This is a genomic window from Agromyces excoecariae (assembly GCF_051715505.1).
Taxonomy (GTDB): Bacteria; Actinomycetota; Actinomycetes; order Actinomycetales; family Microbacteriaceae; genus Agromyces.
This window is the reverse complement of the sequence record NZ_JBPSLA010000001.1, coordinates 558,792-575,314: the sequence shown is the minus strand read 5'-3', so window position 1 is coordinate 575,314 and position 16,523 is coordinate 558,792. Positions and strand designations below refer to the sequence as shown.

At 75.2% G+C, this 16,523-nt stretch carries 17 protein-coding genes and 1 pseudogene; 6 read left to right on the top strand and 12 right to left on the bottom strand.

Annotated elements, in window-relative coordinates; genetic code table 11:
- Nucleotides 1–16: 16 nt before the first annotated feature.
- From ACSJD1_RS02680 to ACSJD1_RS02665, 4 genes are read right to left on the bottom strand one after another with little or no spacing between them, the layout of a single operon-like run.
- Nucleotides 17–463 (bottom strand): molybdenum cofactor biosynthesis protein MoaE, encoded by a 447-nt coding sequence (locus tag ACSJD1_RS02680; protein WP_438853766.1) that lies wholly within the window; start codon nucleotides 461–463, stop codon nucleotides 17–19.
- Nucleotides 456–1,556: a bifunctional molybdenum cofactor biosynthesis protein MoaC/MoaB gene (moaCB, locus tag ACSJD1_RS02675; protein WP_438853765.1), complete on the bottom strand. Its 1,101-nt coding sequence runs from the start codon at nucleotides 1,554–1,556 to the stop codon at nucleotides 456–458. Before moaCB ends, ACSJD1_RS02680 begins: the two co-directional genes overlap by 8 nt.
- Complete coding sequence (locus ACSJD1_RS02670; protein ID WP_438853764.1) at nucleotides 1,553–2,749, bottom strand: molybdopterin molybdotransferase MoeA; 1,197 nt, start codon at nucleotides 2,747–2,749, stop codon at nucleotides 1,553–1,555. The genes moaCB and ACSJD1_RS02670 overlap by 4 nt, the downstream gene beginning before the upstream one ends.
- A complete protein-coding gene (locus ACSJD1_RS02665) occupies nucleotides 2,749–3,876 on the bottom strand; it encodes a ThiF family adenylyltransferase (RefSeq protein WP_438853763.1) in 1,128 nt (375 codons plus the stop codon). Before ACSJD1_RS02665 ends, ACSJD1_RS02670 begins: the two co-directional genes overlap by 1 nt.
- A 189-nt stretch (nucleotides 3,877–4,065) precedes the next feature.
- Here ACSJD1_RS02665 and ACSJD1_RS02660 point away from each other — a divergent pair, with 189 nt between their 5' ends.
- The 5 genes and pseudogenes from ACSJD1_RS02660 to ACSJD1_RS02640 form a co-directional block, all read left to right on the top strand.
- On the top strand, nucleotides 4,066–4,722 hold the full coding sequence (locus tag ACSJD1_RS02660; RefSeq protein ID WP_438853762.1) for a GNAT family N-acetyltransferase: 657 nt from the start codon (nucleotides 4,066–4,068) through the stop codon (nucleotides 4,720–4,722).
- Nucleotides 4,723–4,825: 103 nt separating this feature from the next.
- Nucleotides 4,826–5,242: a TOBE domain-containing protein gene (locus ACSJD1_RS02655; protein ID WP_438853761.1), complete on the top strand. Its 417-nt coding sequence runs from the start codon at nucleotides 4,826–4,828 to the stop codon at nucleotides 5,240–5,242.
- A gap of 71 nt (nucleotides 5,243–5,313) precedes the next feature.
- Nucleotides 5,314–6,123, top strand: a complete 810-nt coding sequence (modA, locus tag ACSJD1_RS02650; protein ID WP_438853760.1) for a molybdate ABC transporter substrate-binding protein — start codon at nucleotides 5,314–5,316, stop codon at nucleotides 6,121–6,123.
- 2 nt (nucleotides 6,124–6,125) lie between these two features.
- Nucleotides 6,126–6,971, top strand: a complete 846-nt coding sequence (locus ACSJD1_RS02645; RefSeq protein WP_438854111.1) for an ABC transporter permease — start codon at nucleotides 6,126–6,128, stop codon at nucleotides 6,969–6,971.
- Nucleotides 6,968–7,550: pseudogene (locus ACSJD1_RS02640) on the top strand (ATP-binding cassette domain-containing protein); the annotation flags it as partial. The gene ACSJD1_RS02645 and the pseudogene ACSJD1_RS02640, both read left to right, overlap by 4 nt.
- A gap of 293 nt (nucleotides 7,551–7,843) precedes the next feature.
- Here the strand turns inward: ACSJD1_RS02640 and ACSJD1_RS02635 are convergent.
- From ACSJD1_RS02635 to ACSJD1_RS02625, 3 genes are read right to left on the bottom strand one after another with little or no spacing between them, the layout of a single operon-like run.
- Nucleotides 7,844–8,326, bottom strand: coding sequence for a SixA phosphatase family protein (locus ACSJD1_RS02635; protein ID WP_438853759.1), 483 nt, complete (start codon nucleotides 8,324–8,326; stop codon nucleotides 7,844–7,846).
- 56 nt (nucleotides 8,327–8,382) lie between these two features.
- Nucleotides 8,383–9,375: an arginase family protein gene (locus ACSJD1_RS02630; protein WP_438853758.1), complete on the bottom strand. Its 993-nt coding sequence runs from the start codon at nucleotides 9,373–9,375 to the stop codon at nucleotides 8,383–8,385.
- 41 nt (nucleotides 9,376–9,416) lie between these two features.
- On the bottom strand, nucleotides 9,417–12,323 hold the full coding sequence (locus ACSJD1_RS02625) for a cation-translocating P-type ATPase (protein WP_438853757.1): 2,907 nt from the start codon (nucleotides 12,321–12,323) through the stop codon (nucleotides 9,417–9,419).
- Between the two features lie 124 nt (nucleotides 12,324–12,447).
- Between ACSJD1_RS02625 and ACSJD1_RS02620 the strand changes: the two genes are divergently transcribed.
- Entirely contained in the window at nucleotides 12,448–12,819 is a 372-nt protein-coding gene (locus tag ACSJD1_RS02620; RefSeq protein WP_438853756.1) for a nuclear transport factor 2 family protein, read from the top strand.
- A 15-nt stretch (nucleotides 12,820–12,834) separates the two neighbouring features.
- On the opposite strand, the gene ACSJD1_RS02615 is transcribed toward ACSJD1_RS02620, so the two are convergent.
- The 5 genes from ACSJD1_RS02615 to mobA all read right to left on the bottom strand — a co-directional run bounded on the left by ACSJD1_RS02615 (nucleotide 12,835) and on the right by mobA (nucleotide 16,484).
- Nucleotides 12,835–13,347, bottom strand: coding sequence for an HAD family hydrolase (locus ACSJD1_RS02615; RefSeq protein ID WP_438853755.1), 513 nt, complete (start codon nucleotides 13,345–13,347; stop codon nucleotides 12,835–12,837).
- A complete protein-coding gene (locus tag ACSJD1_RS02610; protein ID WP_438853754.1) occupies nucleotides 13,344–14,105 on the bottom strand; it encodes a GntR family transcriptional regulator in 762 nt (253 codons plus the stop codon). The genes ACSJD1_RS02615 and ACSJD1_RS02610 overlap by 4 nt, the downstream gene beginning before the upstream one ends.
- 197 nt (nucleotides 14,106–14,302) lie before the next feature.
- On the bottom strand, nucleotides 14,303–15,517 hold the full coding sequence (locus ACSJD1_RS02605; RefSeq protein ID WP_438853753.1) for a molybdopterin molybdotransferase MoeA: 1,215 nt from the start codon (nucleotides 15,515–15,517) through the stop codon (nucleotides 14,303–14,305).
- Complete coding sequence (locus ACSJD1_RS02600) at nucleotides 15,514–15,780, bottom strand: DUF6457 domain-containing protein (RefSeq protein ID WP_438853752.1); 267 nt, start codon at nucleotides 15,778–15,780, stop codon at nucleotides 15,514–15,516. Before ACSJD1_RS02600 ends, ACSJD1_RS02605 begins: the two co-directional genes overlap by 4 nt.
- A complete protein-coding gene (mobA, locus tag ACSJD1_RS02595; RefSeq protein ID WP_438853751.1) occupies nucleotides 15,777–16,484 on the bottom strand; it encodes a molybdenum cofactor guanylyltransferase in 708 nt (235 codons plus the stop codon). The genes ACSJD1_RS02600 and mobA overlap by 4 nt, the downstream gene beginning before the upstream one ends.
- Nucleotides 16,485–16,523 lie beyond the last annotated feature (39 nt).

Genomic DNA, 16,523 nt, shown 5'->3' with positions numbered 1-16,523 from the left:
GCCGCGCACCCCTGCGTCAGAGGTTCACCCACTCGCTCGCGCCGGCGGCGAGGTGCTGCCGCTTCCAGATCGGGGTGCGCTCCTTGATGCGGTCGACGAGCAGGGCGCATGCGGCGAAGGCCTCGGCGCGGTGCGGTGCGGCGACGGATGCCACGAGGGCGACGTCGCCGATCGCGAGCGCGCCGACGCGGTGGGCCGCCGCGACGGCGAGCCCGGTCTCGTGGGCGACCTCGATGCACGTCTCGCGCAGGAACCGCTCGGCGTCGGGGTGGGCGGAGTAGTCGAGGGCCGACACGCTCTCGCCGTGGTCGTGGTCGCGGATCACGCCCTCGAACGTCACGAGCGCGCCGTCGCGTCGCGAGAGCACGAACGACTCGACCTCCGCGCGATCGATGACGGCATCGGTGACGACGGCGTAGACGTCCGGATCCGCTCCGGGCCTCGCGGTACCGGGCTCAGGCATGCGGCGCTCCCCCGTGCTCCATGCGCTCCGACTCGCCGACGGGCTCGTCTCCGACGGCGCCCGCGATCGGGCGTCGGGCATGGTCGCCGCCGGCGACCTGGTCGACGAGGTGCGGCAGCAGTTCGTCGAGCACCGCGAGCCCGTCGCCCACGCCACCGCGCGATCCGGGGAGGTTGACCACGACGGTCCGGCCCGCGACCCCGGCCAGTGCACGGCTGAGCGCCGCCGTCGGGGTGGCCGCGCGCCCGGCCGTGCGGATGGCCTCCGCCACGCCGGGGAGCTCGCGATCGAGGAATGCCGCCGTCGCCTCCGGAGTGCGGTCGGTCGGGCTGACGCCCGTGCCGCCGGTGGTGAGGATCACGGCCGGCTGCTCGTCGACGGCGGCGCGCAGCGCCTCGGCGACGTCGGCATCGGCGACCACGCGCGGCGCGGCCGCGTCGAAGCCGCGCGAGCCGAGCCATCCGGCGATCACCGGCCCGGTCGTGTCGTCGGCGGTGCCGGCTGCGGCGCGGGTCGAGGCGACGAGCACGATCGCGCGGCGCGCGCCCGCGGCATCCGTCGTCGAAGCGTCGACCTCGATGCCGGGGGAGGATGCCTCGCCGCCGGTGCCGTCCGCCCGCCACACGCCGCGCTTGCCGCCGCGCTTCTCGACGAGCCGGATGCCGCCGAGCTGCGCGGCGGGGTCGACGGCCTTGACCATGTCGTGCAGCGTCAGGCCGGCGACGGCGACGGCGGTGAGCGCCTCCATCTCGACGCCCGTGCGCCCGGTCGTCGACGCGGTCGCACGGATCGTGACGGAGGACACCCCGAAGCCGAAGTCGATCGAGACGGCGTCGAGCGGCACGATGTGCGCCAGGGGGATCAGCTCGCTCGTGCGCTTGGCCGCCGAGATCCCGGCGATCCGGGCGGTCGGCAGCACGTCGGCCTTCTTCAGCCCGTCGGATCGGACGAGCCCGACGACCTCGGCGGTCGTGTCGAGGCGCCCCTCGGCGATGGCGACACGGCGCGTGACGGGCTTGCCGCCGACGTCGACCATGCGCGCTCGGCCGTCGTCGTCCAGGTGCGTGAGTTCGCTCATCCGACCCTCGCTCATAGGTACACGGTATCGACCTCGTCGCCGGCCGCCAGCGCCTCGGTCGTCTCGGGGATCACGATGAGGAGTTCGGATGCGGCGAGCGCGGCGACCAGGTGCGAACCGGGGCCGCCGACGGCAAGCGCACGACCGCCGTCGGTCGCGCGGCCGCGGAGGAACTGCCGCTTCCCGGGAACGGACGAGACGTCCTCGGCGAGCGGCATCCGCTCGGTCCGGGCGGGCGGCAGGCCCGCGATCGCGCGGAGGGACGGCGCGACGAACAGCGCGAACGAGAGCTGGGCGCTGACCGGGTTGCCCGGGAACCCGATGAGCGGCACTCCTCGGAAGACGCCGGTCGCCTGCGGACCGCCGGGCTGCATCGCCACCGAGCCGACCCACGCGCCGAGCGGTTCGATCAGTTCGCGCACCACCTCGTACGCGCCCTTCGAGATGCCGCCGCTCGTGAGGATGAGCTCGGCACCCTCATCGACCGCAGCATCCAGCTCGGCGCGGAGCGCCGCGACGTCGTCGCGGACGCGTCCGGTGTGCACGACGACGGCACCGCACGCGGCGACCGCGGCGCGCAGCGCGACGCCGTTCGCGTCGGGCAGTTCGCCGGGCCCGAGCGGCGTGCCCGGCTCGACGAGCTCGCTGCCCGTGCTCACGACCGCGACGCGCAGGCGCTCGCGCACGAGCAGCTCGGTCAGCCCGGAAGCCGCAGCCGCCGCGAGATGGCGCGGCGCGAGGCGGATGCCGGCGGGCAGCACGTCGTCTCCGGCCGCGAGGTCGGATCCGGCCTCGCGGACGAACTCGCCCGCGGCGCGCGGCCGCAGGATGCGGACCGAGCCCGAGCCGTCGACCTCCTCCGTGTCCTCGACGGGCACGACCGCGTCGGCGCCGTCCGGTACGGGCGCGCCGGTCATGATCCGCACGGCGGTGCCCGGGCCGAGTGGGGCAGGCGCTCCCGGCGCCGCAGCGGACTCGCCGACGACGGGCAGCTCGACCGGAGCACCGGCGACCTCCGCGGCCCGCACCGCCACCCCGTCCATCTGCGAGTTCCGGAACGGCGGGAGTGCGATCGGCGACTCGACCGGCGAGGCCGTGATGCGACCGAGCGCATCGGCGACCGCGACCCGCTCGGTCGGCCGGGCGCCGAGCGGAGCCAGCAGGGATCGCACGAACCGTGCGTGCTCGTCGAACGGGATCCGCGTCATCAGTACCTCGTCAGGTCGGGGTCCACGGCCACCGACCACGCGTCGATGCCGCCGACCAGGTTGCGCACGTCGGCGAAGCCCGCGGCCGCGAGGTGCTCGGCTGCGAGGCGCGACCGCACGCCGAGGTGGCAGTACACGACGACGGATGCCGAGGGGTCGAGCTCGCGCGTGCGGGCGCCGAGCTCGTGCAGGGGGATCAGCCTCGAACCCGCGATCCCGACCAGGTCGGCCTCCCACGGCTCGCGGACGTCGAGCAGCAGCGGGGGGCGGTCGGAGGCGAGCTCCGCGGCGAGCGCGAGGGCGTCGACCTCGCCGACCGGGGACGCGGCGGTGCCACGAGTCGCCGCCGGTGCCTGGGCCGCCGCCGACGCGGTGGGCGGCCCCGGTGCGGCGCGGACGGGTGCGTCGTCGGCCCGGGCGTACACGATCTCGCGCGTGCGCCCGGAGAGCGCGTCGTACACGGCCGCCCGCCCGAGCATCGGATCGCCGAGGCCGGTGAGGAGCTTCAGCGCCTCGCCGGCCATAAGCCCGCCGGTCACGGTGCACACGCTGGGCAGGATGCCGTCGATCTCGCAGCTGAGGCCTGCGTCGGCCGGAGGCTCGGGGAAGAGGTCGCGGTACGAGACGCCGCGCCCCTCCCACGACACCCCGACCTGGCCGGAGAACCTCGCCGCCGACCCCCAGACGAGCGGGATCCCGGCGCGGGCCGCGGCGTCGTCGGCGATGTAGCGGGTGAGGATGTCGTCGGTGCCGTCGACGACGAGGTCGGCCGCGACGAGCAGGTCGTCGGCGTTGCCGGCGTCGAACCGTGCGCGCACCCCGCGAACCTCCGCGTCGGGTGCGAGGAGCAGCGCGGCATCCGTCGCCGAATCGACCTTCGGCCGGCCGACGTCGGCGTCGTGGTGGAGCGTCTGGCGATGGAGGTTCGTGGGCTCGACCACGTCGTCGTCGACGATCGTGAGCCGCCCGACGCCCGCCGCGGCGAGCGCGGGGATCACGGCGCTGCCGAGGCCGCCCGCGCCGAGCACGACCACGTGGGCCCCCGCGAGCCGCTGCTGGCCGGCGGCACCCATGCCGGGCAGCACGCGCTGCCGTGCGAACCGAGGCGAATCGGGATCGATGGGCATGGATCGATTCTCGCAGCCGACCTACGCCATCGGGTCGCCACAGGCAATCCCTACCGTCCTCACAGGATCGCCGCATACGGTCGAACGCAGGCCGTGCCGGTGGGGTGCCGCGGTCGCACCGTCGGCAGGCGACCGGTCAGGGGGCCTTGCGCGGCGTCGACGAACGCGGAAGCGTGATGGGGGGCCTCGATGAGCCGCACGACAGGAGCACCGCCCGGCACCGGGCGGTTCGCACCCACCGACGTGCTGCGACTGCTTCGCGACCTCGTCCCGCAGCGCCCGCGCTTCATGCGCGGGCCACGGATCCCGGACGGCGTCCGCTCCCCCGTCATCGTCACGCCGCGCCTCCGACTCCGACCGCACCGGCTGGCGGATGCCGCGGCCTGGTACGAGCTGCAGTCCGATCCGGCCGTGGTCGAGCACCTCTCATGGCCGCTGCGCACGCGCGCCGAATCGTTCGTGCACCTCCTCAACCGCACGCACCACGACCGGCTCGAGCAGCGCGACGACTTCCTCGCGCTCGCCGTCGTGCTGGAGGATCGCCTCATCGGCGACGCATCGCTGCACCTGCGCTCGCTCGAGCCCGGCGCGCGCCGGGTGGACGTCGGCTGGGTCGTCGGCCCGCGCTGGCAGGGCAAGGGGTACGCCGCCGAGGCGGGGCTCGCGATGCTCGGGCTCGCCTTCGACGACCTGAAGGCCTCAGAGGCCGAGGCGCACATGACGGTCGGCAACACCGCCTCGAAGGCGCTCGCCGAGCGGCTCGGCTTCGAGGAGGAGCGCAACGACGGGACCACGCGGGTCATGGCCCTCGACGCGGAACGGTACCGAGCGCTGCACGGCCGCTGAGTCGTCGTGCGCGCAGGCCCCGGCTCGAGGCGCGCCTCGCACTGGTTCGGACCCGCATACGCGGGTATGTTCGTTACATGGCGACGCATCTGCGGAGAAGAGCATGAACTCGTTCCGCATCAGCGAGGCGGCCGCACTGCTCGGCGTGAGCGATGACACGATCCGGCGCTGGGCCGACGCCGGACGCCTCGAGCTCGAGCGCGGGCCGAACGGCATGCGCATGGTCGCCGGCACCGAGCTCGTCCGACTGCTCGGCGACGAAGCCGACGACGGGGCGCTCGCGCAGGCGTTCCCCCTCGCCCGGGCGTCGACGCGCAACCGCTTCGTCGGACTCGTCACCGCCGTCGAACGCGACGGCGTGATGGCCCAGGTCGAGCTGCGCGCCGGCCCCTTCCGCATCGTGTCGCTCATGAGCCGCGAGGCCGCCGACGAACTCGGACTCGAGCCCGGGGTGCTCGCGGCGGCGAGCGCGAAGGCGACCGTCGTCTCCATCGAGCTGCCGAGCGGCGGCGACGCGTGAACCGAGTCGCCCGAGGGGTCCGGCGTGTCCGACGGCGGATGCCCCGCTCCCGCGTCGTGCGCACTCCGCGGGTGGCGCGCATCGCGGTCGCGATCGCGGGCGTGGGCGTGCTCGCGGCGTGCGCGAGCGGCCCGACCGGTACCGCCGATGGGGGCGCCTCCGACCCCGGAACCGGTGGCTCGGCGGCGGCGACCTCCGAGACGCCCGAAGCCGGCACGATCACGATCTTCGCCGCCGCGTCGCTCACCGAGGCGTTCGAGGAACTCGCCGCCGGCTTCGAGGCGCGGCATCCCGAGGTCGAGGTCGCGCTGAACCTCGGCGGCAGCGCCGCGCTCGCCGAGCAGGTCGTCGCGGGCGCGCCGGCCGACGTCTTCGCCGCCGCGGCCGAGTCGCCCATGCGGGTCGTCGTCGACGCCGGGCTCGCCGACGCCGTCACGGTCTTCGCCACGAACACCCTCGAGCTGGTCGTGCCCGCCGGCAACCCCGCCGGAGTGACCGGACTCGACGACCTGGCGCGTCCCGAACTCCGGATCGCGCTGTGCGATCCCAGCGTGCCCTGCGGCTCCGCCGCGGCGACCCTGCTCGCCGAGGAGGGCATCGACGCCGCTCCCGACACGCTGGAGTCCGACGTGAAGGCCGTGCTCACGAAGGTCGCGCTCGACGAGGTCGACGCCGGACTCGTGTACCGGACCGACGTGCGGTCGGCCGGAGACGCGGTCGAGGGAATCGCGGTGCCCGCGGCGGCATCCGTCGTCAATCGGTACCCGATCACCGCACTCGCCGACGCGCCGCATCCGACCGCGGCCATCGCGTTCACGGCGTTCGTGACGGGCCCGGAGGGGCGCGAGGTGCTCGGCCGACTCGGGTTCGGCGCGCCGTGACCATGCGGCCGGTTGCGCCGAACGCGCCGCCGCGTCGCGGCCCCGTCCGCCCGCACGGCGGGCTCGCGTGGCCCGTCGCCCTGCTCGCCGGCATCGGGCTCGCGGTACTCGTGCTCCCGCTCGTCGCGCTCGTGGTGCGCGCGCCGTGGGGCGAGCTGGGCGGGCTGCTCGCGCGCGAGTCCGTGCTCGAGGCGCTCCTGCTCTCGCTCGGCACTGCGATCGTCGCGACGGGCGCGTGCCTCGTCCTCGGGGTGCCGCTCGCCGCGCTGCTCGCACGCGCGGTCGAGTGGCCGACCCCCGCCCGACGCCTGCTGCGGGCCGCCGTGACCGTGCCGCTCGTCCTGCCGCCCGTCGTCGGCGGGATCGCGCTGCTGCTGCTCCTCGGTCGACGCGGGCTGCTCGGCGGCCTGCTGGACGACCTGTTCGGCATCACGGTGCCGTTCACCACCGGCGCCGTCGTCATCGCGCAGGTGTTCGTGGCGCTCCCGTTCCTCGTGTTCGCGGTCGAGGGCGCCCTGCGATCGACCGACCGTCGCACCGAGCTCGCGGCCGCGACCCTCGGGGCGTCGCGCTGGCAGGTGTTCCGCCACGTCACCCTGCCCCTCGTTGCACCCGGCGTCGCTGCCGGCGCCGTGCTCTGCTTCACGCGCGCCCTCGGCGAGTTCGGGGCGACGATCACCTTCGCCGGCTCGCTGCCCGGTGTCACGCGGACCCTTCCGATCGCGAGCTACCTGGCGATGCAGACCGATCCCGACGAGGCGATCGCGCTCGCGCTGCTCCTGCTCGCCGTGTCCGTGGGGGTGCTGCTGCTCCTCCGCGACCGGTGGCTGCCGGGAGTGCGCGGATGACGCCCCCCGACCGGCCGCCGACCGAGCCGAATCCGCAGACCCCGCCGAGCCCGTTGCCCCGGGGGCCGGTGCCGGCCGCGCGACGGCCCGCTCTGCACGCGGATGTGACGGTCACGCGCGGCGCGCACCGCGTCGAGGCCGCCTTCGACGCGGTGCCGGGGCATCCGCTCGCCGTCATCGGGCCGAACGGCGCCGGCAAGTCGACGTTGCTCGCGGCGATCGCCGGCCTCGTGCCGATCGACGCCGGCTCGGTGCGCATCGGCGACCGCGGCGTCGACCGCCTCCCCCCGGAGCGGCGGCGGGTCGGCGTGCTGTTCCAGGACTACGTGCTCTTCCCCCACCTCACGGTCCGCGACAACGTCGCGTTCGCCGCACGCATGCGCGGATCGCGCCATGCCGCTCGCGCCGCCGCCGAGCCGTGGCTCGAGCGCTACGGCCTCGGGCCGCTCGCCGATCGCCTGCCCGCCCAGCTCTCGGGCGGGCAGGCGCAGCGCGTCGCCCTCGCCCGGGCGCTCGCGGCGGAGCCCGAGGTGCTCCTGCTCGACGAGCCGATGTCGGCCCTCGACGTCGAGCTCCGGCACGACACCCGCGCCGAGCTCGCCCGGCACGTGCGCGAGTTCGGCGGCGCGACCGTCGTGGTCACGCACAGCCGGGCCGACGCCGCGACGCTCGCCGATCACGTGCTCGTGCTCGAGGACGGACGCGTCACCCAGCGGGGCACGCTCGCGGAACTCGCGGCGGCACCCGCGACCCCGTACGTGCGGCGGATGCTCGCGACTCCCGGCGACGATTCGTGAACGCCGGGCGGCCGGCTCCGACGGAGCGCTGACGCACGCCGACCGTCCGGTGCCGGGCGGACCGGGCGAACCGGGTCAGTGCGGTGTGTCGAGGTGCACCGCGACCGCGTCGGCCTCGGCGAGCTCGGACCACGACCACACCGCGAACCGGAACTCCGCCACGGCGCACGTCGGCATGTGCTCGATCTCGCCCGACAGCCGGAACGCGAGGTCGGACATGCCCGGATCGTGCGCCACGACCATGACGGTTCCGGGCTCCTCGCCGAGCTCCGCGACGACGGCGAGGATCGCGTCGGGGCCCGCGCCGTAGAGCCGCTCGTCGAGCACGAGCGCGTCGGCGGGCAGGTCGAGCTCGGCCGCCATGGCCTCCGCCGTCGTCCGGGCCCGCACCGCCGTGCTCGCCCGGATCGCGTCGGGCACGACCCCGCGCTCGCGGAGCCGCCTCGCCATCTCCGGGGCATCGCGCCGCCCGCGTTCGTTCAGCGGGCGGTCGTGGTCGGCGAGCGTCGGGTCACCCCACGCCGACTTCGCGTGGCGCACGAGCACGAGCGTCTTCATGCGGCCGAGTCTGCCACTCTGCGAGGGCCGTGGCGAGACACCGCGACCGCGCGGTGCTACTCGGGTACGACCACCGGCTCCGCGGGTCCGGGCAGGCTCCGCAGCGCCACGCCCGCGGCGAACTCGAGCACGCAGAGGGCCGCGAGGCGCACGGTGCGCCCGTCGGCAGCGTCGGCGGTCGCGTCGATCTCGACGAGGTCGGCGCTGCGCACTCGAGGGTCGGATGCCGCGGCGCGGACGAGCGCGCGGAGCTCCCACGCCGCGAGGCCCCCGGGCACCGACGCCGGGCATGCGGGCACGACCGATCGGTCGCACGCGTCGACGTCGACGTCGAGGTGCACGGGCCCGCCGGCCGCGCCGGCGATCTCGAGCGCCTCCGCCATCGCGAGGTGCGGGAGGCGATGATGCAGCTCGTTCCGGTGGATCACCGTGATCCCGAGGTCGGCGGCGCGGCGCGCGTACGCGGCCGAGTTCGCGAAGTCCTGGATGCCGATCTGCACGATCCGGCTCGGGTCGAGCCCGGCCTCGATGAGCCGGCGCACGGGCGAGCCGTTCGAGACGCCGTCGCGCAGGTCGTAGTGCGCGTCGATCGTGACGATCCCCGCGGTGCCGAGGTCGGCGCCCCAGGCGCCGAGCGCCGTCGCGAACGTGACCGAGTTGTCGCCGCCGAGGGCGACGAGCGCCTCCGATCGCGCGAGCACCTCGCCGACACGGGCGCGCGTGCGCGACTCGCCGGCGTCGCCGTCGGGTTCCTCGATGTCGCCGGCGTCGACGAGGTCGAGCACGCCGAGGTCCATCGCGTCCGCGAGCGGGGAGTCCAACGGGTCGCGCGAGCGGTCGGGCACGAGCGCCGGACTGTACCGCCGCAGCGCGGCGCGGATCGCGGCGGGCGTCGCGTGGGCCGCGGTGGGCGAGAGCGACGTCCGCCACGCGGGGACGCCGAGGATCGCGAGCGCGGCGCGCGCGCCATCCGCCATCGACTCGAACGCCGGCCAGTCGCCGGCTCGCGGCCAGAGCGGGTCGTACGAGAGTGCGGCAGCCTCGGTCATGCTGCCGACGATAGCGACGACGGATGCCGCGGGCCCATGGTTCAGCGCGAGCGCGTGTCTCCGATCCCGGACGGACCGGATGCCGCGGCATCCCCGACGGCACCGGCGCCGGTGCCGCCCGTCGCCCGCCGACGCGCGATCATCCGGATGCCGATCTTGCGCAGCTCCTCGACCCACAGCACCGACGAGGCCATCGCGACGCACAGCGCCCAGTGCGCGGCGTCGAGCGGCCTCGTGCCGAACGCGACCTGCAGCGGCGCCCACGACACGACCGCGACCTGCAGCACCACCGCGAGCGCGACCGCGCCCCACAGCCAGCGGTTCGCGAAGACCCCGCGGAACGCGCTCGACGTCGCCGATCGGGCGTTGAACGCCGTGAAGAGCCCCGCGAACACGAGCGTCGTGAACCCGGCGGTGCGCGCGGTCTCGAACGTGTCGGTTCCGCCCGGGACGAACCCGCCGGGCAGGAGTGCGTCCATGGTGAGCAGGGTCGCGATCGCGATCACGATGCCCGTCGTGGCGATGCCGATCCACATGCCGAGGTCGATCGCACGGTCGTGCAGGCCGCGCGGCGGCCGCGCCATGACGTCGTCGACCTCGGGGTCGACGCCCATCGCGAGCGCGGGGCCCGAGTCGGTGACGAGGTTGATCCAGAGGATCTGGGTCGCGAGCAGCGGCAGCACCACGGCCTCGTCGGAGGCGCCGGCGAAGCCGAGGGCGCCCGCGAGCACGACGCCGAGGAACACCGTGAGCACCTCGCCCATGTTCGAGTAGAGCAGGTAGCGCAGGAACTTGCGGATGTTGTCGAAGATCACCCGGCCCTCCCGGACCGCGTGCACGATGGTCGCGAAGTCGTCGTCGGCGAGCACCATTTTCGCCGCCTCCTTGGTGACCTCGGTGCCCGTGATGCCCATCGCGATCCCGATGTCGGCCGACTTCAGCGCGGGCGCGTCGTTCACGCCGTCGCCGGTCATCGCGACGACGAGGCCCTCGGCCTGCAGCGCGTCGACGATGCGGAGCTTGTGCTCGGGCGCGACCCGGGCGAACACCGACACCGTCCGCACCGCGTCGCGGAGCTGCCGGTCGTCCATGCCGTCGAGGCGCGCGCCCGGGAGGGCGATGCCGTCCTCGCCGATGATGCCGAGGTCGCGCGCGATGCGCGCCGCGGTCGCCGGATGGTCGCCGGTGATCATGACCACGCGGATGCCGGCCGCCCGCGCCTCCGCGATGGCGGGTCGCACCTCGGGGCGCGGCGGATCGATGATGCCCACGACCCCCGCGTAGACGAGGTCCTCCTCGGCGATCTCGTCGGGCCCCGCGGCATCCGCCCGACCCGTGTCGGCCGCGAGCCCGGCCGCGAGCTCGGGCGCCGGCCGGTACGCGACCGCGAGCGTGCGGAAGGCCTCCTCGGAGAGCATCTCGATCTCGGCGAGCGCGTGGGCGCGACGCACCGGATCGAGCGGCACGATCCGGTCGCCGACCTGCAGGCGCGTGCAGTGCTGCAGCAGCACGTCGGGCGCGCCCTTGCTGAGCACGACGACGTCGCCGCCCTCGTGGCGGTGCGCGGTCGACATCATCTTGCGCTCGGAGCTGAACGGCACCTCGCCCACCCGGCCGTACCGGGCGGCCTCCTCGGTCGTGCCCTCGATCTTCCGCGCCGCGACGAGGAACGCCGCCTCGGTCGGGTCGCCCTCGATCTCCCACATCCCGTCGTGCTCGGCGAGCTGCGCATCGTTGACGAGCGACCCCGCGCCGAGCACGAGCCGGGCCTCGGTGCGGAGCGGTCCCTCGGCGAGCTCCCGGCCCTTCGTCGTCGCGGCGCCCACCGGCGCATAGCCGACGCCGCCGAGGTCGACGACGCCCGAGGCCGACACGACGCGCTGGATGGTCATCTGGTTCGTCGTCAGCGTGCCGGTCTTGTCGGTGCAGACCACGGATGCCGATCCGAGCGTCTCCACGCTCGAGAGCTTCTTGACGACGGCGTTCCGGCGCGCCATGCGCTGCACGCCGAGCGCGAGCACGAGGGACATGATCGCCGGGAGGCCCTCGGGCACGGCCGCCACGGCGAGCGAGACCCCGAGCAGCAGCACGGTCACGAACCCGGAAGCAGTGTCGACGCCCTGGACGATCGTCACCGTGAGCATCACGACGATCGCGATCGCCACGACGATCCGGCCGAGCAGGCGGCCGAGGTGCGCGATCTCGACCTGCAGCGGCGTCGGCTCCTCGACCGTCTCGTCGAGCATGGTCGCGATCGCGCCCATCTCGGTCGCCATGCCGGTCCCCGTCACGATCGCGCGCCCGGTGCCCCGACTGACGGCGGTGCCGGCGAACACCATGTCGCGCCGGTCGCCGAGCGGTACCCGGTCATCGAGCGTGGCCGGGTCCTTCTCGACGGGCTCGCTCTCGCCGGTGAGGGATGCCTCGGCCACGCGCAGCGCGTTCGCGCGCACCAGGCGAGCGTCGGCCCCCACCCGGTCGCCCTCGGCGAGGACCAGCACGTCTCCGGGCACCAGCGCGTCGCTCGCGACGGTCCGGAGTTCGCCGCCGCGCAGCACCGTCGAATGGGCGCGCGTCAGCACGGCCAGCGCTGCGACCGCCCGCTCGGCACGTGATTCCTGCACGAGGCCGAGGGCGGCGTTCAGCACGATGATCGCGAGGATCACGATGGCGTCGATCGGCCAGCCGCGGGCTCCTTCGACGAGCCAGGCGACGACCGAGACGACGACCGCGGCGAGGAGGAGCAGGATCAGCGGGTCCGCGAGCTGCGCGGTGGCCCGTCGCCAGAGCGGCACGCGCGCGGCCGGCCTGAGCTCGTTCGGCCCGTGGGTGCGCAGCCGCTCCTCCGCCTCGGCCGCGTCGAGCCCGGTCTCGGGATCGACGCCCAGCCGCCGGGCGACCTCGTCCGGATCCTCGCAGGCCGGATCGAAGTCGCGGGGGGTCGCCATGTCTCCATCGTGGGCAGGCGCCCGAGCGGGGCGCAACGGTCGAACGACCCGACCGTCGCAGCGCCGGGATCGGAGCCGGCCGCGCGTCGGAACCGGCCCCGCGTCGACGGCGTAGGCTCGCGGCATGGAAGACGAGTCCATCGCCGTCCTCGTGACCGGGGCGGAGCGCCGACTGCTCGAGCCCGAGACCCGCCGCGACTCGGCGGCACTCGAGGACCTGCTCCACGAGTCCTTCCGCGAGATCGGCCGCAGCGGGCGGCTGTGGACGCGGGACGAGCTCATCGACGTCATGACCGGGCCCGACGCGGTCGACGTGCAGACGGCCGTCGTCACCGGGGAGCACGTCGAGCTCGTCGCGCCCGACCTCGCGCTGCTGACCTACACGCTCGACGCCGACGGCATGCGCAGTCGTCGGAGCTCGCTCTGGCAGATCACCGGCGACCGCCCCCGGATGCTGTTCCACCAGGGCACGCCCCTCGGACCGCGCGTGGGGTGAGCGGGTCGGTCCGGTTCAGCGTGCCGGTGCCGCGGGCACCGCGAGCGCGACGAGGTCGTTGACGTCGGAGAGGATCGCGTCATGCAGCACCGACGCGAGCTCCGGCCGACGTGCGGCGCCGCTCAGCACCCCGACGACCCACCCGGCCCCGGCTGCCCTGCCTGCTTCGAGCATCGCGATCGAGTCGCCGGCGACGAGCACCTGGCGCACGTCGAGCGTGCCGGCGAGCTCCATGGCGTGGTGCACGGCGAAGGGCGCGGGCGGGGCGGATGCCACGTCGTCGACGGCCACGACGGCGTCGACCGTGCGCGGTGCGCGCAGGTCTCCCGACACCGACCAGCCGAGACCCGCCAGGGCGGCGCCCGCGTCGCGGTGGCGCCCCTCGCAGACGAACACGACGCGAACGCCCCGCCGGCGCAGCTCGGCGAGCGACGACTCGACGCCCTTGACGAGCAGCGGCGGCGCCGAGGCATCCGTCGATCGCCGGACCACCGCACCTTCGAACGCCAGCACGGCCAGGGTGATCATCGCACCGCCTCGGTCGGGTGCGATCGCGTGAGCGGCGTGCGGCGGTCGACCTCGTTCTCGATGGTGAACGTCGCCAGCTCGGGCCGGTAGCGATCGTCGGCGTACGCGAGCGGGCGGCGGGCCGAGTCGAACGTGATCCGGCGTTCGCGGAGGAGCGGGCTTCCGGCGTCGACCTCGAGCACCTCGGAATCGAGCGGGTTGGCGGCGACCGCGTCGATCGTGTGCCGCGCTCGACGGAGGTCGACGCCGCGCGCGACGAGGTGCGCGTGCAGCGACCCGCGATCGCTGTCGAGGTCATCGAGCAAGGCGCCGATCTCGGGCGGGAAGGAGCTGCGCTCGACCATCGTCGGCACGCCGTCGAGCAGCCGGACCCGCACGACCTGGGTCACCGTGGCGCCCTCGTCGAGCCCGAGGAACCCGGCGACGGTCGACGGCGCGGGGCGCGTGCCCGCCTCGAGCGTCCGCTGCCCGGGCTGCCGGCCGATCGCCCGCGCCCACTCGGTGAACGAGGTGAACGTCGAGAACGGCTGCGTCGGCACGACACGTCCGACGAGCGGCGGCCGCCCACGACCCCCGACGACGTAGCCCTCCTCGCGCAGCACGGCGAGCGCGCGGCGCACCGGCCCCCGACTCGTGCCGAACTCGCGGCACAGCGCCGCCTCGCTCGGCAGCCGCATGCCCGCAGACCAGTCGCCCCGACCGATGCGCTCGCGCAGGGTGTCGTGCACCCGCTCGTGGAGCGGCACCTCGGTTGACATGCATCGACCGTACGGAGTCGGCGCATGCCTCGGGGTGGGCACGATGCGACGGGAGGGTGAAGCTTCGGTGAACCGCGGACGAACCGCTCGAGCGACGACCCGCCCGCCGACCGTCACCCGCCCGAGCTAAGACGCATGGCCACTCGCCGCCGACGCGCGGACGGGCCGATCCGACCGCCCGTCCGGCGGCCGGGTGTTCAGCCCGACCAGGGAAGCGGAAGCGCCTCGACGGACCCGCCCGCCGCGACGCCGCCCGGAGGGATGACGAGCACGACGTCGGCGGCGGCCAGGCCGCGGAGCATCCCCGAGCCGACGTGCGCGACCGGGGTCGCCTCCGCGCCGACGACGGCAGCCGGCACCAATCCGGTCGAGTGCGCGCGGCCGGGCAGCGAACGTGCCGCGGCGACCGTGCGAGGGGCGACCTCCGTCCCGGTCCACGCGCCGAGGAGCGGCGCGCCGAGCGCGACGAGGCCGAGCAGTGCGGCGAGGGGGTTGCCCGGTAGGCCGAGCACGAGGCGACCCTGCGCGCCGGGAAGCCGGGCGAGCAGCGTCGGCCCGCCGGGTCGCGTCGCGAGGCCGGGCACCACGAACGTCGCGCCGTCTGCGGCGAGCGCCGTCCGGACGTGGTCGGCGCTCGAGCGCCCCGTGCCGCCGGTCGTCACGACGAGGTCGACGTCGTCGGCCGCGAGGGCGACGCGGGTCGTCGAGTCGTCGTCGCCGACGCGATGGATCGCGACGACCTCGCCCCCGAGCGCGCTCAGGGCGGCCGGGAGTGCGATGCCGAAGCTGTCGCGCACCTGACCGGTCGCGGGAACGCCGGACTCGACGACCTCGTCACCGGTGAGGACGACCGCCACGCGCGGCCTGCGTCGCACGGCGACGTCGTCGGCGCCGGTCGCAGCGGCGAGCGCGATACGCGGCGGCGTCAGGACCGCGCCGGCATCGAGCAGGCGATCGCCGGCCGCGGCCTCGTCGCCGACCGGACGGATGTGCCGCCGACCCTCGACGTCGTGGCGACCGGTCTCGTCGACGGGTTCGAGGATGCCGCCGCCCACCCGTCCGGCTTCGACCCGGAGCACCGCCTCGGCACCGGTCGGCACCGGCGCGCCCGTGACGATCGGGACGGCCTCGCCGGTCTCGATTCGGGCCGTCGACGCGCCGCCCTGGATGACGGATGCGTGCCCGGCGTCGGCGTCGACGGCATCAGCGCGCAGACGCCACGGCGGCGGGCCGCACACCGCCCAGCCGTCCATCGCCGCGGAAGCGAAGTGCGGCAGGGGGATGGCGGTGACCAGCGGCTCGGCGAGCACGCGCCCGAGCGCCTCGGCGAGCGGCACGCGCTCGGTCGTCGGCGCCGGCGCGGCCGACCGCGCGAGCGCGCGCGCCTCGCTCCACGCGACCGGCCTGCTCACGAGCCGGCGAGCCGACGCGCCCGCTCCAGCGCATCGGTCGCGGCGGCATCCGGATCAGCACCGGCGGCCGCGGCGAGGCCCGCGGCGTAGCCGGCGAGGTACGTCGTCACGGGAGCAGCGGGGCGGACCACCGCGTGCGCGGCGACACCGGCGACACCGAGCACGAGGTCGAGGTCGAGCGGTGCGCCGGCGATGTCGAGCTCGGCGCGCACGCGGTCGGCCCAGTCGGCCAGCACCCGGTGCAGGTCGTCCTGATCGCTCATGTCGCTGCTCCTTCCGTCGGCGGGCCCGGCGCGTCGGTCGCGCTGCGCGAACCGCGATCCGCACTGCCGACCTCGCCCGCGGTCGCGCCGGCGGCGCGCGCGTCGGCCCAGGTGTCCACGTCCATCGTCGCGCGTCCGGGCAGCGCGACGTCGACGAGGCGCAATGCGGCGACCAATCGGCGCATCGACGTGCCCTCGAGCGGGCCGGCCGCCGCGATCGCGTCGTCGAGCGCGGCGCGCCGGACGACGGCGGTCAGATACTGCCCACGCCCGGCCCCGTCGACGATCATCGCGCCGTCCGCACGGTCGGCATCCGCCCCCTCCAACGCGGCGAGCAGCGGCGGGATCGCCTCGGCGACGAACGGGAGGTCGCCGGCGAGGAGCAGCACGGCGTCGGCGGCGACCTCCTCGCCCGCGACGCCCTTCACCCCGGCGGGGCCGGTCCGCGTCGGCAGCGCGCTCACGCCTGCCGCGACCGCGGCCGCCGGTCCGGAGAACGGCGGCTCCTCGCGCACCACGATCACGTCGCCCGGCAGGTCGGACGCGCCTGCATCGCCGACGACCACGCGATGCCGCGCCATCCCGGCCGCGGCCACGACGCGCTCGAGCAGCGTCGTCCCGTCGACACGCAGGTCGCCCTTCGCGATGCCGCCGAGCCGCTCGGCGCGACCGCCCATCAGGATCACCGCATCGACCAGGCCCACGGCTTCACTGTAGATCGCGCGTCCGCGCGCGGCTCGTGA

Excerpts from the sequence above, each read along its gene's own strand:
- ACSJD1_RS02670 (WP_438853764.1), bottom strand. The coding sequence starts at position 2,749 with ATGACGCGGATCCCGTTCGACGAGCACGCACGGTTCGTGCGATCCCTG.
- ACSJD1_RS02635 (WP_438853759.1), bottom strand. The coding sequence starts at position 8,326 with ATGAAGACGCTCGTGCTCGTGCGCCACGCGAAGTCGGCGTGGGGTGAC.
- ACSJD1_RS02620 (WP_438853756.1), top strand. The coding sequence starts at position 12,448 with ATGGAAGACGAGTCCATCGCCGTCCTCGTGACCGGGGCGGAGCGCCGA.
- ACSJD1_RS02655 (WP_438853761.1), top strand. The coding sequence starts at position 4,826 with ATGAACTCGTTCCGCATCAGCGAGGCGGCCGCACTGCTCGGCGTGAGC.
- moaCB (WP_438853765.1), bottom strand. The coding sequence starts at position 1,556 with ATGAGCGAGGGTCGGATGAGCGAACTCACGCACCTGGACGACGACGGC.
- ACSJD1_RS02615 (WP_438853755.1), bottom strand. The coding sequence starts at position 13,347 with ATGATCACCCTGGCCGTGCTGGCGTTCGAAGGTGCGGTGGTCCGGCGA.
- ACSJD1_RS02625 (WP_438853757.1), bottom strand. The coding sequence starts at position 12,323 with ATGGCGACCCCCCGCGACTTCGATCCGGCCTGCGAGGATCCGGACGAG.
- ACSJD1_RS02660 (WP_438853762.1), top strand. The coding sequence starts at position 4,066 with ATGAGCCGCACGACAGGAGCACCGCCCGGCACCGGGCGGTTCGCACCC.
- ACSJD1_RS02645 (WP_438854111.1), top strand. The coding sequence starts at position 6,126 with ATGCGGCCGGTTGCGCCGAACGCGCCGCCGCGTCGCGGCCCCGTCCGC.
- ACSJD1_RS02630 (WP_438853758.1), bottom strand. The coding sequence starts at position 9,375 with ATGACCGAGGCTGCCGCACTCTCGTACGACCCGCTCTGGCCGCGAGCC.
- ACSJD1_RS02600 (WP_438853752.1), bottom strand. The coding sequence starts at position 15,780 with ATGAGCGATCAGGACGACCTGCACCGGGTGCTGGCCGACTGGGCCGAC.
- ACSJD1_RS02665 (WP_438853763.1), bottom strand. The coding sequence starts at position 3,876 with ATGCCCATCGATCCCGATTCGCCTCGGTTCGCACGGCAGCGCGTGCTG.
- ACSJD1_RS02610 (WP_438853754.1), bottom strand. The coding sequence starts at position 14,105 with ATGTCAACCGAGGTGCCGCTCCACGAGCGGGTGCACGACACCCTGCGC.
- ACSJD1_RS02680 (WP_438853766.1), bottom strand. The coding sequence starts at position 463 with ATGCCTGAGCCCGGTACCGCGAGGCCCGGAGCGGATCCGGACGTCTAC.